The following is a 23,782-nucleotide window of genomic DNA, read 5'->3' as shown; positions in this document are numbered from 1 at the left end:
TCGGGGCTATTCGGGGTGCGGCTGTGGTGCGCGCCCGGTGGTGCTCGTCCCGCACTGCGGCCTCGAGTCCTTGACTGGCGGTGAGGTCGCGCGGTTCCGCAGGCGTGCCGTGTTATCGGGCCGGTCTGGTCTTCGACGGGCCGGGTCGCACGCGGATGCCGCTCGGGCACTGTCCGGCATGCGGAGAGGGCAGCGCCCGCTCGATGTTCGGCGGGGTCGGCGGCTGCGGCCCTGAGCCCTCGACCGGCAGTGCGGTCAAGTAGCCCGTCGTGTGCCGCGCATCAGGCCGCTCGAACCCGGTCCGGCCGGGCGGCACGCGGCCGGACCGGGCTAACCGGCGCGCAGCACCGACAGTGCCCGCTCGACGTCGTCGGCGCTGTTGTAGAGGTGAAACGCGAACCGCAATCCGCCGCCCCGCGCCGAGGCGACCACTTCGGCCTCCGCGAGCCGGGCGGCCAAGTCCGCCGCGCCGGGCACGGAGACGATCGGGGAGCGCGCTTCGACAGGTTCGAAGCCCAGCTCACGCAGGCCGTCGCGGAAGCGGTCGGCGAGTTCGAGGTCGTGCGCGCCGATCTTGTCGACGGTGAGTTCCTCGATCAGCGACAGTCCGGCCAGCGCCGCCACGACGCCGAGCCAATCGGGTGTGGTGTCGAACCGCCGTGCCGTCGCGGGCAGCGCGATCGGGCGGTAGAGCTCGGCCCAGCGGTCCTCGGCGGCGTACCAGCTGGAGCCGACCGGGCGCAGCTGCGGGACGAGGTCGCGCGCAGTGGCGAGGAACGCGACGCTGCGCGCGCCGATCAGCCATTTGAAGGTGGCGCAGACCCAGTAGTCCGCGTCGGCGAAGCGCAATGGCAGCCAGCCCGCGGCCTGGGTGGCGTCCACGAGCAGGCGCGCGCCGTTGGCTCGGGTGACCGCGCGCAACTCGGCCAGATCGGTGACGCGGCCGTCCGCGGACTGGACCACGCTCACGGCGACCAGCGCGGTCTCCGGTCGCACGTGCGCGGCCAGCTCGGGCAAGGGCACGAAGCGCACGACGAGGTCGCCACGGTGCACGAAAGGCATGGAGACGGAGGAGAATTCGCCTTCCGGCAGCAGGACCTCCGCGCCGGGCGGCAGGGCGGTGGCCACGGGGCCGATGAGGCCGGCGACACCACTGCCGAGCGCGATGTCGTCGGCGGTCGCGCCATCGAGCAGCCGGGCGAACCCGGCACGCAGGTCGGGTACCAGTCGATCCACCTCGGAAGTCGGCGCACCGCGGCCGGACGCCCAGCTCGCACTCGCGTCGCGCACCGCGGCGAGGGCCCGGGTGGACGGCAGCCCGAAGGAGGCGGTGTTCAGGTAGGTGGTTTCGGGAGTGAATTCATCAGGCGCTAGGGAGGGCATGCTCGCAGCATCCACCGGGCGGCGCCGGGCAGTCCAGCGCCACCGGGCCGATAGTGGACCGATTTCGCGTCGGGCGCTGGGCGGTCATTTCTCCGGCGCCCACATATTGGACAGCAATTGGAAGCTGGGCGTGTCCGCCAGCGACTGCATGGATTCGTAGATGCGGCGGTAGCCGGTGAAGGTGATGCGCCATTTGCCATCGGCGTCACGGCGGTAGGTGTCGGTGTAGTAACCGGCCCCCCGGATCAGCACGCCGTATTCGGTGGCGATCACGGTGTCCTCGAATGCCCAGGATCCCGTGGCCGTTCGGCCGTCGACGCTGATTTCCGGGTGGTTGGCGATGTGTACCGAGACGACCGAGGGGCCGAGGTTCTCCCGCATGAACGCGGTGATGGCGTCGCGGCCGTCCAGGTGCAGCGGCTCACCCATGGCGTGGGTGCCGTAGCGTCCTTCCGCGTCGACGGCGAGGGTGTCGGCGAACTCGTCCCAGTCTTTGAGATCGAGGCTCCGGAAGTAGCGGTACTTCAGCTGGCGGACGGCTTCGATGGCGTCGAGATCCATCTGTCGAGCCTGGCACGCGCCGCCTTCCAGGACAAGAACGTGTTCTATCGCAGCCCGGGGTGTCGGACCAGCTCGACCGGGTACCCCACCGACGGGCGTTATCGTGCGGCTACGACAGCGCCCGAGGTACCGATCTCGTCACGACCAAGGGAACCTTGCGATGACCGACCGTCCTGCCACCCATGACCCGAACCAGCAAACCCCCCTCGACCAGGAACTCGCCCTGAAAGCGGCCGCGCAGCGTTTGGAGGACGAATTCGACGGCGTGGTCAGCGAGGCCGCGATCGAGGATCACCTGCACTCGTCGTACGACCATTTCGCCGACCACGCCACCATCGTGAACTACTTGCCGCTGCTGGCCGAGCGGTACACCCGCGAGTGGCTGTTCACCGTCGCGGATTCCGCGTCCGGATCCGCCTAGCGGCTGGATCGGGCCGTCACCTGCGAACACAGGCGCCGTCGGCGTGTGAGCCGCTCGTCGGCCCGCGCGCTCGGCGGCGGCGTCGCGTCGAAATGATCAGTGAATTACCCCTGTCCGAGAGGATTGCTCCTAAGCTCTACGCGAGCACGCGTGGAGGTTGGCAATGACGGTCGAGGTGATGACCGATTTCGAGCCCGGGGAGTTATGGACCGGCTCGGGATCGGCGGCACGGCCGGGCCAGCCGCCGGTGTCGATGATCGAGCGGATGACGCTGATACTGGAAGCTTTCGACGGCGCGACGCCGACGCTGACGCTCGTCGAACTCGCCGAGCGCACCGGATTGCCGCGATCCACCGTGCACCGCATCCTCGACCAGCTGATCCGGCTGCGCTGGCTCGCCCACGCGCCGGGCGGCTACCGGCTCGGACTGCGCACGCTGGAGCTGGGCGGACTCGCGGCCGAGCACAACGAGATTCGGGACGCGGTGAGTCCGCTGCTGCACGACCTGCACCAGCAGACCGGCATGGTCGGTCACCTCGGCGTTCTGGACGGGCGCGACGTGCTGTACCTGGACAAGGTCGGCGGCCGGTGCGCCGCGGCCGTGCCCACCCGGCTCGGCGGCCGGATGCCCGCGCACAGCACGGCACTGGGCAAGGCGCTGCTGGCCACGCTGGAACCGAGCATCGTGGAAGCGACCTTCCGGGATCGCCTGCCGCAGCTGACCGCCCGCACTCTCGCCGACCGTGCCGAACTGCATCGCGAACTGAGTCGCATCCGTAACCGGCAGGGTGTCGCCGTCGACAACGAGGAGTCGGTGACGGGCATCGCGTGTGTGGCCGTGCCGATTCGCGGTCGCGGTGCCGCGCTGGCCGCCGTGTCGCTGTCGGGCCGGATCGGTGCTGACCGAGCGGTGCTGGACACCGCGCGGCTGGCCCGCGCGCTGGCCGAGGTGGCCCAGGAGGCGGGTCGGAACCTTCTCCCTCGGCACGCGCGCAGACATTGACGGGCCGCACGGTCCCGGCGGGCCGCAGCCGCGCCGGATCATTTCCGATCGGGCAGTGCCTGCGCAAGGCGGATCGGTCGAAATTAGCCGTATGCTTGCTGAACTGCGGTCTTTCACAATGAAGAATTTTCGTTCGCGGTGCACGCGAGGCGCGGGGCTGCTTTCCTGATGAAGTCAGGATGGACAGTCCGCGAGCAGGTGAGCCGGAGTCGGGGAAGCGATGCACCGGGTACCGATCCAAGAGCGGCCATTCCGTTCCGAATGGCTATGGTTTGCGGCAGGCGTGCTGGCCACCGTCGCGGTGGTCGTCTGGCTGGTGCGGCCGTCCGCGCCGAGCTGCGGTGCCGCGGCCGCACTGAACGAGGCGTCCTCGCCCTCGCGATTACCGGTGAGTGCCATGACATTCGCGCCGCTCGGGCCGGAAAGGTCCGCCGAGGCGCGCTACTACAGGTTCGGCAAGCAGGTGTCGTGTTCCTTCCGCGAGCTGCCGCCGGAGGGCTACTACGCCGGGCTCTCCACCTCCGACTACGGTCGCGCCGACCTCTGCGGGGCGTATCTGGACATCCAGGGCCCACGCGGGTCGGTCCGGGCGCTGGTGGTGGACCACTGCCCGGCATGCGCTGGAGAAGAACTGAATCTGAGCGCGGCCGCGTTCGAGCTGATCGCCGATCCCGACGACGGGGTGGCCGCGGTCCGCTACCGCCTGGTCCGCGACCCGCAACCGGTGCAGGAGCTGACCTTCGAGGTCGAGCAGGACTCTTCCACGTCCTGGTTCGGCATCCTGTTCGGCGGCACCGGAAATCCGTTGCGCGAGGCGGCTGTCCGGCCCGCGGGTGGCGGTCCGTGGCAGCAGCTCGCCCGGCGGGCCGACAACTATTGGACCCTCTCGGGCGCGGGGTCGGGCCCGTTCACGGCACGCGTGACGGACGTCTTCGGCAACGCGGCCGAGATCACCGACGTGACGGTGCGGCCGGGGCGATACTCGGCGGGTATCCGGCTCTACTCCGGCGCGCCCTCGTTCACGTCCCTTGCGCCGTCCCTGGCGACCTCGACGGGGCCCGCCACGGCGGCATCCCGGTGCAGGCCATAGCGATCAGGCCAGTTTCGCGGCCAGCGCACGTCCGGCAGCCCGGCCGGAGAAGATGCATCCGCCGAGGAAGGTGCCCTCCAGCGCGTTGTACCCGTGCACGCCACCGCCACCGAACCCGGCCACCTCGCCCGCGGCGTACAGACCGGGGAACGCCGTGCCGTCCGGCCGGATCACCTGCGAATCCAGGTCGGTCTGCAAGCCGCCCAGAGTCTTCCGGGTGAGGATGTTCAGCCGCACGGCGATCAGCGGTCCGGCGGCCGGGTCGAGGATCCGGTGCGGTTTGGCGACCCGGCCCGCCTTGTCGCCGAAGTACCGGCGCGCGTTGTCGATCGCCATCAGCTGGCTGTCCTTGCTGTACTTGTTCGCCAGTTCCCGGTCGCGGGCGACGATCTGGCGTTCCAGGTCGTCGTGGTCCAGCTGGGGGCCGCGCGCGATCTTGTTCATGCCCTCGACCAGTTCACGCAGCGTGTCCGCGACGACGAAGTCGACACCGTGCTGTTTGAACGCCTCGACCGGCCCCGGCGCTCCCTTGGCGACGCGGCTTTTCAGGGTGAGCTTGAGATCCTTACCGGTGATGTCCGGGTTCTGCTCGGAGCCCGACAGCGCGAACTCCTTTTCGATGATCGACTGGGTGAGCACGAACCAGGAGTAGTCGTAGCCGGTCTTCAGGATCGCCTTCATCGTCGTATTGGTGTCGAAGCCGGGGAAACACGGTGCGGGCAGCCGTTTTCCGTTCGCGTCGAACCACAGCGAGGACGGGCCCGGGATGATCCGGATGGCGTGGTCGGGCCAGATCGGATCCCAGTTGACGATGCCCTCGGTGTAGTGCCACATGCGGTCCCGGTTGACGATCGCGCCGCCCGCCGCCTCGGTGATGCCGAGCATCCGGCCGTCGACGTGCGCGGGCACGCCGGAGATCAGCGTCTCCGGGCACGGCCCGAGGCGCTCGGTGGGCCAGTTGCGCCGGATCATCTCGTGGTTGTGACCGATGCCGCCGGACGTGACGATCACGGCCTTGGCGCGGAATTCGAACGCGCCGACCGCGGTCCGGGACGAGGCGCGGCCGCGGTCGAGATCGGTGTCCTCGAGTACGGTGCCGCGCACGCCGACGACCGCGCCGTCCGCCACGATCAATTCGTCCACCTGATGGCGGAAGCTGAAGCGAACCAGGCCGCGCCGCTCGCCCTCGAGGACCGGCTCGGCGAAGACCCGCACCACCTCCGGGCCGGTGCCCCAGGTGAGGTGGAAGCGCGGCACCGAATTGCCGTGCCCGTCGGCGCGGTCGCCGCCGCGTTCGGCCCACCCGACCAGCGGGGTCACGCGCAGGCCGAGAGCGCGCAGGTAGTCACGCTTCTCGGTGGCCGCGAACCGCACGTATGCCTGCGCCCACTGCCTGGCCCACTTGTCCTCGTTGTCGCGGTCGAACCCGGCCGAGCCGAGCCAGTCCTGCAGGGCGAGATCGTAGGAGTCCTTGATGCCGAGGCGCCGCTGTTCCGGGCTGTCGACGAAGAACAGGCCGCCCAGCGACCAGAACGCCTGGCCGCCCAGGTTGTTGCGATTCTCCTGGTCGAGCACGTGCACCGTGCGACCCGCCTTGACCAGCTCGTGCGTGGCGACCAGGCCGGCCAGCCCGGCGCCGATGACGAGGACGTCCGCCTCCGGCGTCACCTCGGGGCTGCTGTGGGACATGTTCATCCTTCGGTTGCGGTGCTGTAGGCCAGCACGACGTGGTGGAAGAGTTCGGTGCGCCGCTCGCGCACGGCGCGGCTGTCCGGCTCCATCAGCACCTGCACGCTGGTGCCGTCGTGCACGGCGATGAGCGCTTGGCCGAACGACTCGGGATCCGGCACGGTGCGACCGCCGCGCGCGAGCGCGGCGACGATGGTGGGCATGAGCGCCGCCACGATGGCCTCCTCGCGGGCGGCCATCACCCGGCGCAGCGCGGGGGTGCGCAGGGCGTGCGCGGTGAATTCCGCGGTGATCCGGTACCAGCCCTCGTCGACAGGGACCGCTCGTTCCAGGCGCTCGACGGCGGTGCGCACGTCATCGGCGCCCCCGGCCGCGATCCCGTCGAGAATCGCGCTCGCCTCGGTGAGCATCGCCGTGGAGCGCTGCTCCCACATGGCCAGGAACAGCTCGTCCAGCGAACTGAAATTCGAGTAGAACGCCCCGCGGGTGAACCCGGCGCGCTCGCACACCCGCTCCACAGTGGCGCGTCCGAAGCCCTCCTCGGCGAACGCCTCGTAGGCGGCCTTCAACAGCCGGTTCCTGGTTTCGGCGCGGCGGCGGGTGACCCGGGCGGGCGCGGCCTGCGCGGCGTCGGACGCCATCGGGCACCTCCTCGGTTCGGCCTCGACCGATCATCGGATACAGAAATGTACTCGATACAGAAACGTATCAGACTGCGTTGCCGGGCGCGGCCCGAATGGCCCGAGTAGGGTGAATTCGGCGCATCCGGCGTGGCTGGGGTGCCCGATCCGTGTCGGTCCGATCGGTGCGAGGTGATCCGGCGATGAGCGAACTCCGCGGCGGCAGTTCCTCGATGCGGTGCTGGCGGGTGCGCAGGCCGGGACCGATCGATGACGGCCCGTTGCACGCGGAGCGCACGCCGGTGCCGGAACCCGGCCCGGGGGACCTGCTGGTGCGTGTTCTCGCCTGCGGCGTGTGCCGGACCGACTTGCATGTGGCCGAAGGGGATCTCCCGGTACACCGCGCCGCAGTGGTGCCAGGGCACGAAGTGGTCGGCGAGGTCGTCGCGTTCGGTCAGGGTGCGCGGCGGGCGGGTTTCGCGGTCGGGGATCGGGTGGGCATCGCCTGGCTGCGGCACACGTGCGGGGAGTGCAAATTCTGCCTGCGCGGGGCGGAGAACCTCTGTCCGCGTTCGGCCTACACGGGCTGGGACGCCGACGGCGGGTACGCCGAATTCGCCTGTGTGCCTGCGGCGTACGCGCTGCGGCTGCCCGGTGGTTACTCCGACGCGGACACGGCTCCGCTGCTGTGCGCCGGCATCATCGGGTACCGGGCGCTGCTGCGGGCGGCCGTGCCGCCGGGCGGGCGGCTCGGCATCTACGGCTTCGGCGGCAGCGCGCACATCGCCGCTCAGGTGGCCGCCGCGCAGGGAGCGGAGGTGCACGTGATGACACGGGATCCGGCCGCGCGCGAGCTCGCGTCCGCGCTCGGGGCGGCGTCGGTGCAGGGCGCGGCGGATCCGCCTCCGGTGCTGCTGGATTCGGCGATCCTGTTCGCGCCGGTCGGTGACCTGGTGCCGCCGGCCATGGCGGCGCTCGATCGGGGCGGCGTCCTCGCCGTCGCCGGTATCCATCTCAGCGACATTCCCGTGCTGAACTACCAGCGGCATCTGTTCCAGGAGCGGGAGATTCGCTCGGTGACCGCGAATACCCGTGCCGACGCCCGCGAATTCCTGGCTTTCGCAGGCGATCACCGGATACATCTGACCACGCACGGGTACTCCCTGGACATGGCGGATCGGGCGCTGGCCGATCTCGCGCACGGACAGTTCACCGGCGCAGCGGTTCTCGCGCCGTAAGGGCCCGTAGAACACGATTCTGCGTTGAGTCCGTATCGGTCGGATGGAGTTCCTTGACGGCCCCCGGAGCCGTTCTTACCTTCGCGGATATAGCCGCAATTGTCACTGACAAGTGTCGATCGGCTGTCTCACAACGGCGTGAGTAGGTGAGTACGATGGCCAACCGGAAGGTAATTCATTTCGAGAAGTGGCGTGTGGTAAGGGCGTTTGCCGTGCTACTGCTCGTCGCGGGATTCGGGGCGGCGACGGGATTGCAGGCATGGGCGACGTCCTGTGCGGCGGTCGACGTCGTCGTCGCGAGAGGCACCCACGAACCCGGATATCTGGGTTCGGTGGTGGGCGACCCGCTCTATGACGCGCTGTGGCGAGCACTTCCGGTCGACTCACAGGCCTACCGGGTGGACTACCCGGCCGACCTGCTCGATCCGTCCTCGATCAGTCGCGGCACCCAGGACATGACCGCCCATCTGATGTGGCAAGCGGCCAGGTGCCCGGACCAGCGGTTCATCCTGGTCGGCTTCTCACAAGGTGCCATAGTGACCCATGGAGTGCTCGGTACCGGCATCGTGACCGCGCTCGGTGGCATCCATTCACTCCCCGTGGACCTGGAATCCCGGGTGTCCGCCGTGCTGCTGTTCGGCGATCCCATCCGGCTGATCGGCTGGGGTGTGCCGGACCGATACGCCTGGCGAACCGGAAACTACTGCGCGAGTGGTGATCCGGTGTGCGAGGGCGGCATCCGTCCCGCCGCGCACACCGACTACCGGTGGGCCATGTGGCCCGCGGTCGAGTTCACGGTCTACCGGGTCTGACATCCGCGGAACCGGGAAGCCGAACGGTGGGGCCGGCCGAGGTCGGTCCCACCGTTCGGGGTGCCCGCTACCAGTGCAAGCCAGGAACGACGCGGGCGACGCGCGCCGCGGGGGCGGGCAGCGCCATCAGCGGCATGATCACCGGGGACAGCACGGACAGCGCGCCGCGGCTGGGCGCCTGCTCGGGGGTCGACTCCTCGGCCGGAGGGCGGTCCGAGTCGCCCCGCGCGGCGCGGGACTCGCCGAACAGGCGGAAGCCCTGGTGCATGATCTGGCGTTTGACCGACGGCATCAGCAACTCGATCGCCTGGGCGAAGGTGCCGACCGGTGTGTCGATGCGATGCGGGCGGTCCTCCAGCGCGCGGACCACGATAGCGGCGGCCTGCTCCGGATCCGGTACCGGAAGTGCCCGGTACAGATCGGTCGGCGCGATCATCGGGGTCCGCACCAGCGGCATCCGCACCGAGGTGAAGGTGATTCCGGCATCCCGGTTCTCCACCGCCGCGATCTCGCTGAAGTTGTCCAGCGCCGACTTGCTCGCCACATAGGCGGCGAACCGGGGCACCTTGGTCTGCACCGCGATCGAGGAGATGTTGACCACGTGCCCGAAGCGGCGCGCCCGCATCGACGGCAGCAGTCCGAGGATGAGCCGGACCGCGCCGAAGTAGTTCACCGCCATGGTGCGCTCGAAATCGTGCATCCGGTCGGTGGAGTTGAGCACGGAGCGGCGGATCGAGCGGCCCGCGTTGTTCACCAGGTAGTCGACGTGGCCGTGGTCGTCGAGGACGCACTGCACGAGCTTCTCGACGGCTTCGGAGTCGGTGATGTCGCACGGATAGGTATGCGCGACACCGCCTTCCGCGCGCACGGCGTCGGCCGCGGCCGCCAAGTCGTCGTGACCGCGGGCGACCATCAGCACCTTGGCGCCGCGCCGGGCGACGGCGTGCGCGGTGGCCAGCCCGATCCCGGAGGACGCGCCCGTGATCAGCACGACCCGACCGGCCAGCGGGTCGCCGGTGACGGTCACGCGTCCGCGCTGCGGGTCGAGGTGGTCGCGCCAGTACTGCCAGAGGCGTTCGGCGTAGCTGTCGAACGACGGCACGGTCAGGCCGGCGCTGCGCAGCTGGGCGCGGGTGGAGTCGCTGATGAACTCCGCGGAGAACGAGGTGTGCGGAGCGACTTCGGCCGGGATGCCGAGCTGTTGGAGCAGGAAATCGCGCACGGAGGCGACCCCGGGAAGGTGTGCCAGACCGCTGAGCGCCAGGCCGCTGCCCGGCAGTGTGCCCACGCCGGTCGGCGCGCCGGCCGCGGCGGCGAGCGCGCGGTACACCTCGCCGAACGGCTGCGGCTCGGGGTTGACCAGGTGGAAGGTGCGGCCGTCCAAGCCGGGGCGGCGGATCAGTTCCGCCATCGCGGCCGAGACATAGTCGACCGGAACGATATTCGTCGCGCCGAGATCGGGCAGCGGCAACGGCAGATCGGACGGCAGAGTGCCGAGCTTCGCGATCGCGCTGAAGAAGTAGTAGGGGCCGTCGATCTTGTCCATCTCGCCGGTACGGGAATCGCCCACGATGATCGCGGGCCGGTAGACCCGCCAGCGCACGCCGCGCGATTCGCGCACCAGCTTCTCGGCGGCGAACTTGGTGCGGTGATACGGCGAGGTCAGTTGCTGTCCGAGGTCGAAGTCCTCCTCGAAGAACTTGCCTTTGTGGTCGCCCGCCACCGCCACCGAGGAGACGTGGTGCAGCACCGCGCCCAGCTCGCGAGCCAAGGTCAGCACCGAGCGCGTGCCGGTGACGTTCGCGGCGTGCGCGGTGTCCTCGTCGGCGGTCATGTCGTAGACGGCGCCGAGATGGACGACGTGGTCGGCCTGCGGCGCTTCACACGCCAGTCCGAGCCCGTCGGCGGTGAGATCGCCGATCAGCGCGAAAACGCGTTCCGCGCCGCGCCAACCCGCCGCGATATCGGTGAATTTCGCCAGCGACGTCTCGCGCACCAGCACGTGGACGATCGCCTCGGCGTCGCGATCCAGGAGGTCTTGCACGACCCGCCTGCCCAAGAATCCGGTTCCGCCCGTCACGATGTAAGTGGCCATCGCACTCTCCTGCTGTTCACTCGAACCATGTTGTCGCACAAGTCATCCGGCATGCGGCAATGGATCCGGACAGCGTCGCTCGGCCCCCAGCGACAGAACGTCGGGCCGAAAGTAGGAACACCTTCGTCCTGACTTATTACTGAACAGTAATCGACCGCGTGTGGCACCGGCAAGCGATCATGACCCGTTCGGCCTGTGGGACTGGTCACCCGAACGTGCAGGTCAAACGGTATGTGTTACATAGATTTCCAGTTACCCGCAATCTGGTCGAGTGTCCAGCAATTCGGTAGCGTCCGGTGCGGCTACTTCCATTCGGCTACTTCTTCTCGACGCGGGCGGGCGGCGCCTGCAGTGGGGGCTTGTCCCGGAGGAATGTCTCGAAAGCATCAAGGTCGGTCGGGCCCGCCGCGGTATCGGCGCCTTCGGTGAAGACGGTGAACCCGTCGCCGCCGGAAGCGAGGAAGCTGTTGGTCGTGACGCGGTAGGTGGCGACGGGGTTGAGCGGCTGCCCGCCGACGCGGACGCTGTCCGCGATCACCTTCGCGCCCTTGGGGGCGGTCTCGGAGTATGTGTAGGTGATACCGGCGGGGGAGAGGACGGTCGGCTTCGCGGGGTCGTTCCACTGCTGTTCCAGCAGGCGCAGGAGCTGGCTGCCGGTCAGCGTCAGCGTGACGACCTGGTTGCCGAACGGCTGGACGGTGAAGATGTCGCCGTAGGTGATCGGTCCCTGCTTCAGGTCCGCGCGCACGCCGCCGGGGTTCATGAAGGCCGCGACGGCGGAGGCGGGGCCCGCGGTGACCGACAGCATGGAATCGGCGATCACGTCGCCGAGCGGCGAGGTGCCGGCCTGGCCGGGGCTGTGCGGAAGGGCATGCGCGGTCGCGCCGACGACGCGGCCCGCCCGGGGCCGGGACTGCTCGGTGTAGAAATCGATCAGGGCGGTCGTCGGAGCGTCGGGTGTCACCTCGCGGGTCACGACCCGGTTCACCGCCGATGCCTGCACGCCGTCGCTGCCGAAACGCAGCGTGACATCGGTGATGAGCCGCCCGTACGAGGCCGCCTGCGTGATCACTTTGCCGCCGACGGTGCACACGTAGGGCTGGTGGCTGTGCGCGGTGAACACCGCCCGGACCGCGGGGTCGATCCGCTCGGCCAGCCCCGTTACGTTCGGGGTGACGTTCGCGCATCCGTTGTAGTCCAGCGGCGCGTCCCGCTCGGGTCGCTGGGTGCCTCCGTCGTGCACCAGCGCCACGATGGCCTCGGCGCCCGCCGCCTTCATCTCCGGCACGTAGCGGTTGATCGCGGCGGCTTCGTCGCCGAAGTGGTAGCCCCGGATGCCCTCGGGCAGCACGATATTCGCGGTATCGGGCGTCACCGTCCCGATCACGCCGATCCGGTGCCCGCCCGCCTCCAGCAAGGTCCACGGACGCAGCGCGGGCGGCAGGTTGCCCTGCGCGTCGGCGACGTTCGCGGCCAGGTGCGGGAACCTGGCGCCGGTGAACGGTGCGCCGGGTGAGCATCCGTCGAGAGCGCAGCCGCCTTGCTGCAGGCGCGCCAATTCCCGCACGCCCTCGTCGAATTCGTGGTTGCCGACCGCCGACGCGGCGACTCCGGTGTTGTTCAGGAAGGTGATCGTCGGCTCGTCGTGGAACAGCGCCGACACCAACGGGCTCGCTCCGATGTTGTCTCCCGCCGCCAGCACGGCGCTGGACGGATAGGCGGCCTTCAGCCGCGTCAGATGCGTGGCGAGGTAGGCGGCACCGCCCGCGTCGTGTCCGGCGATCTTCCCGGTGGATCCGCCCGGTGGCTCCAGATGTCCGTGCAGGTCGTTGAATCCGAACAGGTGCACCTCGTCGGGCTGCGCTGGACGTAGGTCGTTCGTCGAGATCAACGGCACGATCTGCGCCGCCGTCGACGAGCCGGGACCGGCGCCGGGATCGGACGTCGTGCCGCAACCCCCCACCAGACCGACACCGACAAGACCGGCAAGAACCACGGCGATGCGACGGCGCGCTCTCATACCACGACTGTCCCATGTCTCCGGCGTTCGCGCACGACGGCCGAAATGCCGCATACCACAGCGGCAATGGGCTCCGCCCGGCCCGCTATTGAGCGGCGGGGAACTCCTCGGCGAGCTCCTCGAACACCGCGCTGTTCAGCGCGAAGGCGCGCTGGCCCTCGTCGAGTACGCGGCGGCGTTCCAGATCGTCCAGCGGCAGGCGATCGAGCAGGCTGCGGTATTCGCGCTTGAAGGCCGCGGGGTTGCCGACGCCGTCGAAGACGTAGAAGCGCACGCCGTCGCCGCGATGCGGCAGGTTCCACAGCTTTTCCGCGGTGCCGCGGATGACCTGTCCGCCGGACAGGTCGCCGAGGTAGCGGGTGTAGTGGTGGGCGATGTACCCGGCGGGCCAGTCGCGCGCGCATTCATCGATGCGTTCGGCGTAGGCCGCGGTCGCGGGCAGCGGCTCCAGGCCGGTGTGCCAGCCGGGACCGATGAGATGCGCGAGGTCGCGTTCGAGTTCCGCGGTGCGGGCGAGCTCGGGCCGGATGAACGGCCCGGCGACCGGATCATCGGCCAGCGTCTTCCAGCGTCCCTCGAGCGCGCGGTAGATGAACCAGAGCTGGCCGGTGTAGCGGTGATAGGAGTCCACGCCGAGCGAGCCGCCGAGCATGTCGCTCATGAAGCGGGAGTTCTCCGCCTCCGCATGCTGGCGCGCGGTGGCGGTGCGGATCTGCGTCGAGAACGGTACTGCTTCCGACATGCCCGAACCACCTCACCTCAACCGGGGCCGCCACCGAATCGGGCCGCCCTGACCAGTTCGATAAGAGGGTACCGGGCGGGCGTTCGGCGCGCATGCACCTCGCACTCAGCGCGCGGGCGCCGACCGGCGGCGACGCCGCACGATCGGGCGGCGCAGCGAGCCGAACCGGCGCAGGATCCGCGGCCTGCGCACCGTGCGGTCGCACCACTCACCGAGCGTGACCCCGGCCGCCAGCGCGCAGCCGATGCCGAAGGCCGACAGCAGCTGGTTGCCTCCGATCAGCAATTCGTCGTTGAGCAGGGCGTAGAGCCCGCGGTAGACCTTGAGACCCGGTAGCAGCGGGGTGATGCCCGCGACGGCGACGACCAGCGGGGGCGTCAGCGCGCGGCGGGCCATCAGGCCACCGGCGAGGCCGACCAGCGTCGCGGCGACGCCGGAGGAGATCACGGGCCCGAATCCGGCCTGCTGGATGAGCAGGAAACAGATGGTGCCCGCCGCGCCGCTGCCCGCGGCCGCGGCCAGCGCCCGGCGTTCGGCGTAGCAGGCGAGCGCGAACGCGAGGGCGGCGACCGCACCGGCCAGGATCTTCACCGGCAGGTCGGTGATGTCGCGGGCGGAGGACAGGTAGACCGGTGGCACGGTGGCGTCGAGGAGATCGGCGACGTGCAGGGTGAGCGCGATGCCCGCGATGATGCCGCCGGTCATCATCATCACCTCGAGCATGCGGGCCGTCGCGGTGATCGGCGCACCGGTTATCGCGTCCTGCACCGAGCCGACCAGCTGTAATCCGCTGAGCAGCACGGTGATTCCGGCGGCGATGATCAGGGTCGGGTCCACGTCGATCCGCAAACGCGCGGCCAGGCTCGCCAGCACGATGGCCGGCATCGCCGCGATGGCCCCGCCCACCATGTGCTGGAAGAAGAACGGCAGCCCGTAGCGGTTGAGGACGCGATTGGTGCGGTCGATCGCCGCCGTGGTCGCGAAACTGACCGCGGCCACCAGCGCGCCCGCGCCCAGCAACGCGGCGATCGCCGCCGCCATCAGCGACCACGCGGCGGTGGCGGTCCACCGCTGGTATGGATGCGGCGCCGAGGTGATCGCGTCGAGCGCTGCGCGGGCCTGGTTCGGGGGGACCACTTCGTTGCGGATCCGGCGGGTGAGCCGGTCCACGGCGGCGAGCCGGGTGAAATCGAGGGCGCGGTAGTGCACGATCCGCATGGTGCTGGCCGGTGGCAGGGCCGGCCCGCGGTCGGCCCAGATGCGGATGGCGTCGTAGGTGACGTCGATGCTGCAGCGCGACAGTCCGTAGGTGGCGGCGATGAACCGCACCGTCGTGGTGGTGTCGACCACGCCGGTGCCGGAGGCGAGCACCACTTCGCCGACTCGGACCGCGAGATCGAGGACTTCCGCGACCCGGGCGTCGTCGGTGAGATCGATCGGCTGTAGCGGTGTCGGCGCCGTGACGATGGTGTCCGCGGTCGCCTGGCGGTCCGCGACCAGCAGGCCGACGGCCTGGCTGACGACGGGAATCGGCCGGGCGCGCCGCAGGCGAAGCCCGCGACGCCAGCCGAGGTGATCCACCCGTGCGGTGGTGACATCGCCTACGGAAGATGCGTCAGGACCCATGGACGCGAACCTAGTCATCCGATGTGCCGTTGGCATCCGCGCGGGTCGGCGCGGGCGGTCCGGTCCCGGCGCGGCCCCTTGGTCGGACCGGCGAATCGTGGTAGAACATGTTCTAATTTCAGCGATGGGAGCGCGTACGGTGCGGTACGGAATCGTGTTGTTCACCAGCGATCGGGGCATCACCCCCGCGGATGCGGCGGTGGCCGCCGAACGTGCCGGTTTCGACACGTTCTTTGTGCCCGAGCACACCCACATCCCCGTGGTCCGCGCGGCGGCGCATCCGCGCACCGGCGACGCGAGCCTGCCCGACGACCGCTATCTGCGGACCCTCGACCCGTGGGTCGCGCTCGGCACCGCCGCGTCGGTGACCGAGCGCATCGGGTTGTCCACCGCGGTGGCGCTGCCCGCCGAACATCACCCGATCACGCTGGCCAAGACGATCGCCTCGCTGGACCATCTGTCCGGCGGCCGGGTCAGCCTGGGCGTCGGATTCGGCTGGAACACCGACGAATTGGCCCACCACGGCGTGCCCGCGGGCAAGCGCAGGACCGTACTGCGCGAGCATCTGGAGGCGATGCGCGTGCTCTGGACCGAGGAGGAGGCCGGCTTCGACGGCGAGTTCGTCCGGTTCGGCGCGAGCTGGTCCTGGCCGAAGCCCGTGCAGAAGCGTATCCCGGTCCTGCTCGGCGCGGCGGGCACCGAGAAGAACTTCACCTGGCTGGCGAAGTACGCCGACGGATGGATCACCACCCCGACCGAGGACGGCTTGGACCAGAAGATCGACCTGCTGCACCGCGTGTGGCGCGAGCACGAGCGCGCGGACACCCCCGAGGTGGTCGCGCTCGCCGGTCGGCACGACGCCGAGCAGCTGGCTCGCTGGGCCGAATTCGGCGTCACCGAAGTGGTTTTCGGGTTGCCGGACCGCCCGGCGGAGGACGTGCGGGCGTACCTCGCCCGGTTGGCCGGGAAACTCGGTATCGAGCACACCGGCTGACGCGCTGAACGCGTCACCCGGAGGATCTCCCGAGCCGAGCCGAGCCGAGCCGAGCCGAGCCGAGCCGAGCCGAGCCGAGCCGAGCCGAGCCGAGCCGAGCCGAGCCGAGCCGAGCCGAGCCGAGCCGAGCCGAGCCGAGCTGCTGACGGCCGGACGCAGCTAGTCGCGGCGGCGCAGCACCAGCACGCTCGCGATGACACCGACCACGACGATGGCGATCGCGCCGAGACCCGCGACGAGCAGCCATGGGCTCCGTGACTCCGTTGCCGCGCCCACGGCGGCCACCGCGTCGGTGCGCTGCGCGACCGGCTGAGCGTCGGCCTTCTCCCCGAAGACGCCGTCGGCAACGCCGGAGGAGTACGTCGGCCCGGGTTCCCGACCGCCGGTGACGGTCAGGTCCAGCCGGATCGGCACCGGCGCCGCGTCGCCCTGCTCGAAGGTCGAGCCGACTTTGACCGCGATGTAGTACCAGCCCGGCACCGATTGCCTGCGGGCTTTGATGTCGTCGGCGGTCCGATTGGCGTAGCGCACGGGGACCGTCGCCCTCGCGTCCTTCGTCGGCAGCACGGTGTCGGTGCCGGTGTAGGCGGAGAAATCGGACTCGATCTCCTGGCGGATCGGGCTGTAGAGCGTGGTGCGGATATTGGAGATGTTGTCCAGGCCGCGCCCGCCGTTGCCGCCGTAGTGCACGCGGTAGGCCAGGCCCTGGCCCCAGTCGAGCCGGACACGGTAGAACACGAACTCGCCTTGCCGCAGGGTATCGGTGTAGCGACCACTGCCCGGCAGCGGTGCGGCCACGTTGAACGATCCGCCACCGGTCACAGGCGTGCCGGAACCGGTCGGCTCGGTGAACGCCGTGGGCGTGGTGGTAGCCGCCGGGCCCGGGTCGGTCACCCCGGGCTCGATACCGACCAGCAACTCGACCGGTAGGCGCTCCGGGACGCCCGCCGAGATCTTGTCCCAAGTCACGGCGAAGGAGTAGCGGCCGCCGCCACGGCACTTGTCGCCGCTCGCGCTGCCGCCGCGCTCTTTTGTCGCACCGTCCCAGGTCTTGGCGATGGTGAGCGCCGCACCGTCACTGGATTTGGTGGTCAGCTCGGATTCGAAGGCATGGCAGTCCTGACCGTCCGCGCCGTACACGCGGAGTTGCAAGGTGTTCAGGTCCTCGGTCGCGGAGACGTCCCGGACGCGCGGGAACGACACCGTGCCACTGAAGTAGGCGGTCGCCCCCGCAGGCACGTCGACGGACCAGTACCTTTTCTCCTGCTGCCCGATGGTGTCGAGATATTGACCGGGCGCGGCGACCGGCGCGGTGTCGTGGGAGCCGGTGCCGGTGATCGGTATTCCCGCGGCGCGGTAGTTGCGCAAAGCGGCGGCGCTCACGCGCGGCAGCACCCGCTCCAGTGCGCGACCGTCGGCGGCGTCGGTGTAGGTGCCGCCGGTGGCCTGTGCCATGCAGGTCAGCTGGTTGCGGGCGGCGGGGTCCACCGCGAACCCGATGGCGTGCACGACCAGATCGATGCCGCGCTGCTTCACTTCCCGTGCGATTTCGCACGCGTCGGGGGGAGCACAGGTGTCGTCACCGTCGGAGACCAGCACGATCGAGCGTGGACCCGGGCCGGGCATGGCATCGGCAGCTTGCCGCAGCGCTGGACCCATGGGCGTCCAGCCGCGCGCCTGGATGCCGTCGACGGCGGCGCTCAGCGCGGCTTTGTCGAGCGGGTCGGCACGCCGCAGCAGGTGGACATCCCGGCATCCGGCGGCCTTCTCCGCCTCGGCGTTCCCGGTGCCCGTGCCGTAGGCCACGAGGCCGACCTTCGACTCGGCGGGCGCGGCTGCGACGAACGCGCGTACCGCGTTCTTCGCCGCATCCATCATGGTGCGCGCCGGGTCCGGCCGCTGCATCGATCCGGAGGCGTCCAGGATCAGCATGGTCGGCGCGTAGCGCGGTGGCTGCTCGGTCCGGTCCGGCTGGGCCGCCGCGCCGGGTGCGGCGACTGCCGCACCGATCAGGCAGGCGGTGAGCACGGCGATGAGCTCGGTGAATCTCGGCATGATCCTCGTCGATGGTTCGCCTGCGATGTCGCACGGCACGGCAATTCGGTCCCGGTGACCGTATTGGCCGGTCGCGCCGCCGCGCGAGTCGAACTGCCCCCGGACGGGAAGTGGCCCGCGCGAAGAGGCTTCGCGCGGGCCACCGAGACGCCGTCAGCGCAGGTCGCGCCTGCGGAACGCGGCGATGCCGACGACGAGCAGGACTGCCGCGCTCGCGAGCAGCCACAGCACCGGCTGCGCCTGGAACTCGGCGCCGGGCACCTTCGGCGGATGGACGAAGGGCACCAGATCGACCATCCATTGCGGTAGGCCGTCCAGCGAACCGACGAAGAAGATCACCACCATGGCGCTGAGCACACCCCACGCGATCGGGGCGAACCGCGGCGCGACCCCGTAGAGCGCCACCGCGATGCCGGTGACGACCCAGACCGCGGGCACCTGCACGGCCGCGGCGCCGATCGACTGCCCCAGCTTCGTGCCGAGGTCGCCGTCCGAGGCGCCGTAGACGACACCGATCGCCACACCGGAGACCAGCAATGCCGCCGCGGGCCCGAGCAGCGCGAAGCCGATGTGGCTGAGCGCGTAACGAACACGGCCGACGGCGCCGGAGAGGGTGGCCTCGACCCGCGCGCTGGACTCCTCGTCGTGCAGCCGCAGCGCCGCGGAGATGGAGTAGGCGGACGCGGCCGCGGCCAGCATCGTGATCGCGTAGGTGATGAAGGACTGTTGCAGCTGCTGTGAGCCGCCCATCCTGGTGACCATGTCACGGATGGACGCGCTGCCGTCGAGCATGTCGCCGACGCTGTTCACCGCACCGCCGATCAGCAGCCCGTAGAGGGCGAAGCCCACCGTCCACGCCAGCAGGGTGCCGCGCTGCAACCGCCAGGCCAGACCGAGCGGGCCGGACAAGCCCGGCGCCGCGGCGCGCGGACCCGGACGCTCCGCGATGAGCCCCGAACCGACGTCGCGGTTGCCGAGCAGCGTGTACGCGCCCGCGGTCGCCAGTACCGCGACGGCGGCGAACGGGATCAGCACCCACCAGCGTTCGTCGGCGTACGGACGGATCTGCAAGGACCATCCGATCGGCGAGAACCAGGACAGCACGCCGTTTCCGGCATCGCCGACCGCCCGCAGCGCGAAGGCCGCGCCGAGGGCGCTGAACGCGACGCCGCGCGCCACTCGCGCACCGGCGCTCACCTGGGCGGCGACCGCGGCGACGGCGGCCCAGACGATGCCCGACGCCGCCAAGGCCGCGCCGAAGGCCACCGATCCCGCGCCGGGCAGGTCGGCGGCGGAGAGCGACAGGGCGCACACGACTCCGGCGAGCAGCGCCCCCGCGTAGGTCATGATCAGGGTGGCGGTGAGGCCCGCGTAGCGTCCGATGCTGGTGGCGCCCACCAGTTCCGCGCGTCCGGTCTCCTCCTCGACCCTGGTGTGCCGGATCACCGTGAGCACCGTGGCGATGGCGATCATGGTGTACATGGCGCCGGCTTTCCAGGTGCCGATCGACCCGATCGCGGAGCTGAACACCGGACCGTACATGGCGATCAGTGCCGGGCTGTCGGCCGTGGTGCGCGCGAAGCTGTCCAGGGAGCCCTGGTTGTCGTACAGGTCCTTCACGCTGACCACCTGGAACGCGGGCATCAGCCCGATGAGCAGCGCCCACAGTGGCAGCACGATCCGGTCGCGCCGCAGGTACAGCCGCAGCAGTCGCCCGGTGCCCGCGAAGTCGCCGGATACGCCGAATGCCGGTATCGCTGTGGCGCGGCCGGCGGTGGCGGTGGTCATGCTCGCACCTTCTCCCCGGTGGCCGCGGTGGACTCGGCGTCGTGGCCGTCGACGTGGTAGTGCCGCAGGAACAGCTCCTCGAGCGTCGGCGGCGTGCTGGTCAGGCTGCGTACGCCGGCATCGCCGAGCACCCGGATCAGCTCGCCCAGGTGTTCGTTGTCGACCTGGCAGCGCAGCGTGTGGTCGTCGAATTCGATGTCCTCCACGCCCGGGATGCGGCTCAGATCGCCTGCGTCGCCGACCAATTCGGCGGTAATCGAGGTACGCGAGAGGTGGCGCAGTTCCGACAGCGAACCGCTCTCCACCGTGCGCCCGGCACGGATGATGGTCACCCGCTCACACAGCACTTCGACCTCGGACAGGATGTGACTCGACAGCAGAACGGTGGCGCCGCGCTCTTGCGCCTCGTGCACGCTCTCCCGGAAGACCTGCTCCATCAACGGGTCCAGACCCGAGGTCGGCTCGTCGAGCAGCAGCAGCCGCACGTCCGAGGCCAGCGCGGCGACCAGCGCGACCTTCTGGCGGTTGCCCTTGGAGTAGGTGCGTGCCTTCTTGCGCGGGTCAAGGTCGAAGCGCTCGATCAGCTCGTCCCGCCGTTTTTCGTTGATGCCCCCGCGCATCCGGGCCAGCAGGTCGATGGTCTCGCCACCGGAAAGCGACGGCCAGAGCGTGACATCGCCTGGAACATAAGCCAATTCACGGTGCAGGGCGACCGCGTCGGCCCACGGGTCGCGGCCGAAAAGCCGGGCCTGTCCTCCCGTGGCGCGCAGGATGCCGAGCAGTACTCGGATGGTGGTCGACTTGCCCGCGCCATTGGGGCCGAGGAAGCCGTGGATCTCGCCGTCGGCGACCGTGAGGTCGAGGCCGTCCAGCGCGGTGACGTGACCGAAAGTCTTGCGGAGGCCGCGGACTTCGATGATGTCGGACATCACTTCTCCTTGGTGAATGTGTCCAAGATCGTGGAATCGGTGAGCAGACCCTGGGTGTAGAACTCCAGGGCTGGTGGGGTGAGTTCTTCGGTGAGGTCGCGAATCGCCTTGCGAAAGTCGATCTTTTCGTCGCGGTGCTGGCGCATCTGCATGTACAGCACGGTGGCGCCGACGTTCAGCATCATCAGATATCGGGCGCGCGCCGCCGGGTCGCGACTCGGCTTGATCGTGCCCGCCTCGACCGCCTTCTCCAGATACCCCTCGGCATCGGCGGCCATGTGCTCGAACAGTGATTCCGCCATCGGTCCGCCCGCCTGCAGGCTGCGCACCATATAGGCGACCAGTGGCGCGTAGGACTCGATCTCGGCGAGGGCGTCGAGCATGCCCGCCTTGACCGACGACGCGGTGATCGCCTTGACCTTCTCGTCGCGGATCAACTGCAGCACCCGGTCGTCGCAGGCGGCGCGCAGGCCGTCCTTGGAACCGAAGTGATGGTTGACCAACCCGGGCGAGACGCCGGCGGCGGCGGCGATCTTACGGACCCCGACTTGGAATCCGTGCTCGCCGAACACCTCGATCGCGGTATCGCGAATGCGCGCCGCGGTGGTCAGATCTTCGGAGGATCCTTGCGGAACGGGCTGTTGGTTAAACACATGTTCAGTATATTAAACAGTCGTTCAACGGTCTAGCAAGACCCCGTCTCCGACTTGTCGTGCGTCACGGTTTGCCGCCGGTCTACCGGGCTATCGTCGAGACATGACTAGCGGCACGGCAACGACGGCGGACCACCTACGCGCGGCACTCGACGGACCCTGGGCGGCCGTCCGGGACGAAGCCCGGACGCTGCTGGCGGGGGAGGAGCTCACCGCCGATCCCCACCTGGACTACAAGGCGGCTCGGGCCCGGGTGCTCGAACAGATGAAGGCGATCGCCACGATGGGGTTCGCCGAGCGCGGTTTCCGCCGGGAGAACGGCGGGACCAGCGAGCCGGGGGCGGCGGTGGTCAGCCTGGAGATGCTGGCGTACGCGGACCTGTCGCTGTGGGTGAAATCGGGCGTGCAGTGGGGCCTGTTCGGCGGCGCGGTGGAGAACCTCGGCACCGAGCGGCACCGGGCGTACATCGAGCGGTTGATCTCGCTGGACCTGCTCGGCTGCTTCGCCATGACCGAGTCCGGGCACGGCAGCGACGTCGCGAATCTCGAGACCACCGCGACCTACGATCCGCAGACCCAGGAATTCGTGGTGCACTCCCCGACGCCATCGGCGCGCAAGGACTACATCGGCGGCGCGGCCGAGCACGCCAGGATGGCCGCGGTCTTCGCCCAGCTGATCACCGGCGGCGAGAACCGGGGCGTGCACTGCCTGCTGGTGCCGATCCGCGACGAGAACGGCGCCGACCTGCCCGGCGTGACGACCTACGACGACGGTCTCAAAGGCGGTCTGCCCGGCGTGGACAACGGGCGCATCGTCTTCGATCACGTGCGCGTGCCCAGGGAGAACCTGCTCAACCGGTACGCCGACGTCGCGCCGGACGGCACCTACAGCTCGGAGATCGAGAATCCCAGCCGTCGATTCTTCACCACGCTCGGCACTCTGGTGCGCGGCCGGGTCAGCGTCGGCGGCGCCGCGGCGGCAGGCGCGCGGGTCGCGCTGAGCATCGCGGTCCGCTACGCACTGCGGCGACGCCAGTTCTCCGACCCGGACACCGGTGTGGAGACCGTGCTGCTGGACTACCGCAGCCATCAGCGCCGGTTGCTGCCCCTGGTCGCGAAGTCCTACGCCCTCGCCTTCGCACAGAACGACCTGGTACGCCGGATGCACCTGGTGCAGACCGGCCAAGACTTGGAGGCGGGCGCGCAGCGCGCGCTGGAGAAGCGCGCCGCGGGCCTGAAGGTCGCGCAGACCAGGCACGCCACCCGCGCCATCCAGGAATGTCGCGAAGCATGCGGCGGCGCGGGGTATCTGACGGAGAACCGCCTGGTCACGTTGAAGGCGGACACCGACGTGTTCACCACCTTCGAGGGCGACAACGTCGTGCTCACCCAGCTGGTGGCCAAGGAACTGCTCACCGCCTACGCCGACGAGGTGCGCGACCTGGACGCGCTGGGCTGGGTGCGCTTCGCCGCGACCATGGCCGGTGACGTGGTACGCAAGCGGTCGGGCGTGCGTCAGCTGATCCAGAACCTGAAGGACCGCGGGGACGATCCCATCGAGGAGGGCGACCTCTCGCGCCGGGCGGTGCAGTTGCAGTTGTTCGCCGACCGCGAGGACTACCTGGTCCGGACCGCGGCGCACCGGCTGCGCGCCAGGGCCGAGGACACCGGGCCGTTCGAGGCGTTCAACAACGCCCAGGACCACATCCTGGCCGCGGGCGCGGCGCATATCGACCGCCTCGTCCTCGAGGCGTTCATCGAGGGCATCGCCGACATCGAGGATCCGGAGGCCAGGGAACTGGCCGACTGGATGTGCGACCTGTTCGTCTACACCACCATCGAGGAGAACCAGGCCTGGTACATCATGCATCGGTTCATGTCGGTGGAGCGCGCGAAGGCCATCCGTCGCGGTGTGAACGAGCTGGTCGACCGGCTGCGTCCGCACGCGCTGACCTTGGTCGAGGCCATGGGCGTGCCGGAGTCGATGCTGCGCGCGGCCATGCTCGACGACGCGAGCGTCTTCGACCGGGCCCAGCCGATCTCGGTGCCGTCGTAGCGGCGCG

At 69.8% G+C, this 23,782-nt stretch carries 19 protein-coding genes; 7 read left to right on the top strand and 12 right to left on the bottom strand.

Going from position 1 to position 23,782, the window contains the following annotated elements:
- Window positions 1-330: 330 nt before the first annotated feature.
- Complete coding sequence (locus LTT66_RS36135) at window positions 331-1,383, bottom strand: aminotransferase class V-fold PLP-dependent enzyme (RefSeq protein WP_233062928.1); 1,053 nt, start codon at window positions 1,381-1,383, stop codon at window positions 331-333.
- Between the two features lie 84 nt (window positions 1,384-1,467).
- Window positions 1,468-1,944, bottom strand: a complete 477-nt coding sequence (locus tag LTT66_RS36130; RefSeq protein ID WP_195065720.1) for a nuclear transport factor 2 family protein — start codon at window positions 1,942-1,944, stop codon at window positions 1,468-1,470.
- Between the two features lie 160 nt (window positions 1,945-2,104).
- Between LTT66_RS36130 and LTT66_RS36125 the strand changes: the two genes are divergently transcribed.
- The 3 genes from LTT66_RS36125 to LTT66_RS36115 all read left to right on the top strand — a co-directional run bounded on the left by LTT66_RS36125 (window position 2,105) and on the right by LTT66_RS36115 (window position 4,458).
- Window positions 2,105-2,365: a three-helix bundle dimerization domain-containing protein gene (locus LTT66_RS36125; protein WP_051168767.1), complete on the top strand. Its 261-nt coding sequence runs from the start codon at window positions 2,105-2,107 to the stop codon at window positions 2,363-2,365.
- Window positions 2,366-2,528: 163 nt separating this feature from the next.
- The gene (locus LTT66_RS36120) at window positions 2,529-3,368 is read left to right on the top strand and encodes an IclR family transcriptional regulator (protein WP_233062927.1); all 840 of its coding nucleotides are present in this window, start codon (window positions 2,529-2,531) and stop codon (window positions 3,366-3,368) included.
- A gap of 283 nt (window positions 3,369-3,651) precedes the next feature.
- Complete coding sequence (locus LTT66_RS36115) at window positions 3,652-4,458, top strand: expansin EXLX1 family cellulose-binding protein (RefSeq protein ID WP_233062926.1); 807 nt, start codon at window positions 3,652-3,654, stop codon at window positions 4,456-4,458.
- 3 nt (window positions 4,459-4,461) lie between these two features.
- Here LTT66_RS36115 and LTT66_RS36110 read toward each other — a convergent pair whose 3' ends face one another.
- On the bottom strand, window positions 4,462-6,153 hold the full coding sequence (locus LTT66_RS36110; protein ID WP_233062925.1) for an FAD-binding dehydrogenase: 1,692 nt from the start codon (window positions 6,151-6,153) through the stop codon (window positions 4,462-4,464).
- A complete protein-coding gene (locus tag LTT66_RS36105; protein WP_181724152.1) occupies window positions 6,150-6,788 on the bottom strand; it encodes a TetR/AcrR family transcriptional regulator in 639 nt (212 codons plus the stop codon). Before LTT66_RS36105 ends, LTT66_RS36110 begins: the two co-directional genes overlap by 4 nt.
- Window positions 6,789-7,000: 212 nt before the next feature.
- Between LTT66_RS36105 and LTT66_RS36100 the strand changes: the two genes are divergently transcribed.
- A complete protein-coding gene (locus LTT66_RS36100; RefSeq protein WP_233069517.1) occupies window positions 7,001-8,005 on the top strand; it encodes a zinc-binding alcohol dehydrogenase family protein in 1,005 nt (334 codons plus the stop codon).
- A 155-nt stretch (window positions 8,006-8,160) separates the two neighbouring features.
- On the top strand, window positions 8,161-8,817 hold the full coding sequence (locus LTT66_RS36095) for a cutinase family protein (RefSeq protein ID WP_233062924.1): 657 nt from the start codon (window positions 8,161-8,163) through the stop codon (window positions 8,815-8,817).
- Window positions 8,818-8,884: 67 nt separating this feature from the next.
- Here the strand turns inward: LTT66_RS36095 and LTT66_RS36090 are convergent, their stop codons facing one another.
- The 4 genes from LTT66_RS36090 to LTT66_RS36075 all read right to left on the bottom strand — a co-directional run bounded on the left by LTT66_RS36090 (window position 8,885) and on the right by LTT66_RS36075 (window position 15,204).
- The gene (locus LTT66_RS36090) at window positions 8,885-10,912 is read right to left on the bottom strand and encodes an SDR family oxidoreductase (RefSeq protein WP_233062923.1); all 2,028 of its coding nucleotides are present in this window, start codon (window positions 10,910-10,912) and stop codon (window positions 8,885-8,887) included.
- A gap of 316 nt (window positions 10,913-11,228) precedes the next feature.
- A complete protein-coding gene (locus LTT66_RS36085) occupies window positions 11,229-12,932 on the bottom strand; it encodes a bifunctional metallophosphatase/5'-nucleotidase (protein ID WP_233062922.1) in 1,704 nt (567 codons plus the stop codon).
- Between the two features lie 85 nt (window positions 12,933-13,017).
- Window positions 13,018-13,674 carry a biliverdin-producing heme oxygenase gene (locus LTT66_RS36080; protein WP_043690186.1) on the bottom strand — a complete coding sequence of 219 codons (657 nt, stop codon included), beginning with the start codon at window positions 13,672-13,674 and terminating at the stop codon, window positions 13,018-13,020.
- A 105-nt stretch (window positions 13,675-13,779) separates the two neighbouring features.
- A complete protein-coding gene (locus LTT66_RS36075; RefSeq protein WP_233069516.1) occupies window positions 13,780-15,204 on the bottom strand; it encodes a threonine/serine exporter family protein in 1,425 nt (474 codons plus the stop codon).
- A gap of 235 nt (window positions 15,205-15,439) precedes the next feature.
- On the opposite strand from LTT66_RS36075, the gene LTT66_RS36070 reads away from it, so the two are divergent.
- Window positions 15,440-16,294: an LLM class F420-dependent oxidoreductase gene (locus tag LTT66_RS36070; RefSeq protein WP_233069515.1), complete on the top strand. Its 855-nt coding sequence runs from the start codon at window positions 15,440-15,442 to the stop codon at window positions 16,292-16,294.
- Between the two features lie 159 nt (window positions 16,295-16,453).
- Here LTT66_RS36070 and LTT66_RS36065 read toward each other — a convergent pair whose 3' ends face one another.
- The 4 genes from LTT66_RS36065 to LTT66_RS36050 all read right to left on the bottom strand — a co-directional run bounded on the left by LTT66_RS36065 (window position 16,454) and on the right by LTT66_RS36050 (window position 21,719).
- Window positions 16,454-18,349: a vWA domain-containing protein gene (locus LTT66_RS36065; RefSeq protein WP_233062921.1), complete on the bottom strand. Its 1,896-nt coding sequence runs from the start codon at window positions 18,347-18,349 to the stop codon at window positions 16,454-16,456.
- A gap of 153 nt (window positions 18,350-18,502) precedes the next feature.
- Window positions 18,503-20,137, bottom strand: a complete 1,635-nt coding sequence (locus LTT66_RS36060) for an ABC transporter permease (RefSeq protein ID WP_233062919.1) — start codon at window positions 20,135-20,137, stop codon at window positions 18,503-18,505.
- Window positions 20,134-21,066 carry an ABC transporter ATP-binding protein gene (locus LTT66_RS36055; protein ID WP_233062917.1) on the bottom strand — a complete coding sequence of 311 codons (933 nt, stop codon included), beginning with the start codon at window positions 21,064-21,066 and terminating at the stop codon, window positions 20,134-20,136. The genes LTT66_RS36060 and LTT66_RS36055 overlap by 4 nt, the downstream gene beginning before the upstream one ends.
- Complete coding sequence (locus LTT66_RS36050; RefSeq protein ID WP_233062916.1) at window positions 21,066-21,719, bottom strand: TetR/AcrR family transcriptional regulator; 654 nt, start codon at window positions 21,717-21,719, stop codon at window positions 21,066-21,068. The genes LTT66_RS36055 and LTT66_RS36050 overlap by 1 nt, the downstream gene beginning before the upstream one ends.
- 103 nt (window positions 21,720-21,822) lie before the next feature.
- Here LTT66_RS36050 and LTT66_RS36045 point away from each other — a divergent pair, with 103 nt between their 5' ends.
- The gene (locus LTT66_RS36045) at window positions 21,823-23,775 is read left to right on the top strand and encodes an acyl-CoA dehydrogenase family protein (protein WP_233062915.1); all 1,953 of its coding nucleotides are present in this window, start codon (window positions 21,823-21,825) and stop codon (window positions 23,773-23,775) included.
- The last annotated feature ends 7 nt before the right edge of the window (window positions 23,776-23,782 follow it).

This window comes from Nocardia gipuzkoensis, from assembly GCF_021183645.1.
Lineage (GTDB): Bacteria > Actinomycetota > Actinomycetes > Mycobacteriales > Mycobacteriaceae > Nocardia > Nocardia abscessus.
Note: the sequence above shows the minus strand (reverse complement) of the source record. Positions and strands in the feature narration are given on the sequence as shown.

Bases quoted from the DNA above. Each gene is read 5' to 3' on its own strand.
- LTT66_RS36060 (WP_233062919.1), bottom strand. From the start codon at position 20,137: ATGACCACCGCCACCGCCGGCCGCGCCACAGCGATACCGGCATTCGGC.
- LTT66_RS36130 (WP_195065720.1), bottom strand. From the start codon at position 1,944: ATGGATCTCGACGCCATCGAAGCCGTCCGCCAGCTGAAGTACCGCTAC.
- LTT66_RS36135 (WP_233062928.1), bottom strand. From the start codon at position 1,383: ATGCCCTCCCTAGCGCCTGATGAATTCACTCCCGAAACCACCTACCTG.
- LTT66_RS36110 (WP_233062925.1), bottom strand. From the start codon at position 6,153: ATGAACATGTCCCACAGCAGCCCCGAGGTGACGCCGGAGGCGGACGTC.
- LTT66_RS36095 (WP_233062924.1), top strand. From the start codon at position 8,161: ATGGCCAACCGGAAGGTAATTCATTTCGAGAAGTGGCGTGTGGTAAGG.
- LTT66_RS36045 (WP_233062915.1), top strand. From the start codon at position 21,823: ATGACTAGCGGCACGGCAACGACGGCGGACCACCTACGCGCGGCACTC.
- LTT66_RS36125 (WP_051168767.1), top strand. From the start codon at position 2,105: ATGACCGACCGTCCTGCCACCCATGACCCGAACCAGCAAACCCCCCTC.
- LTT66_RS36055 (WP_233062917.1), bottom strand. From the start codon at position 21,066: ATGTCCGACATCATCGAAGTCCGCGGCCTCCGCAAGACTTTCGGTCAC.
- LTT66_RS36105 (WP_181724152.1), bottom strand. From the start codon at position 6,788: ATGGCGTCCGACGCCGCGCAGGCCGCGCCCGCCCGGGTCACCCGCCGC.
- LTT66_RS36080 (WP_043690186.1), bottom strand. From the start codon at position 13,674: ATGTCGGAAGCAGTACCGTTCTCGACGCAGATCCGCACCGCCACCGCG.
- LTT66_RS36085 (WP_233062922.1), bottom strand. From the start codon at position 12,932: ATGAGAGCGCGCCGTCGCATCGCCGTGGTTCTTGCCGGTCTTGTCGGT.
- LTT66_RS36065 (WP_233062921.1), bottom strand. From the start codon at position 18,349: ATGCCGAGATTCACCGAGCTCATCGCCGTGCTCACCGCCTGCCTGATC.
- LTT66_RS36090 (WP_233062923.1), bottom strand. From the start codon at position 10,912: ATGGCCACTTACATCGTGACGGGCGGAACCGGATTCTTGGGCAGGCGG.
- LTT66_RS36120 (WP_233062927.1), top strand. From the start codon at position 2,529: ATGACGGTCGAGGTGATGACCGATTTCGAGCCCGGGGAGTTATGGACC.
- LTT66_RS36100 (WP_233069517.1), top strand. From the start codon at position 7,001: ATGCGGTGCTGGCGGGTGCGCAGGCCGGGACCGATCGATGACGGCCCG.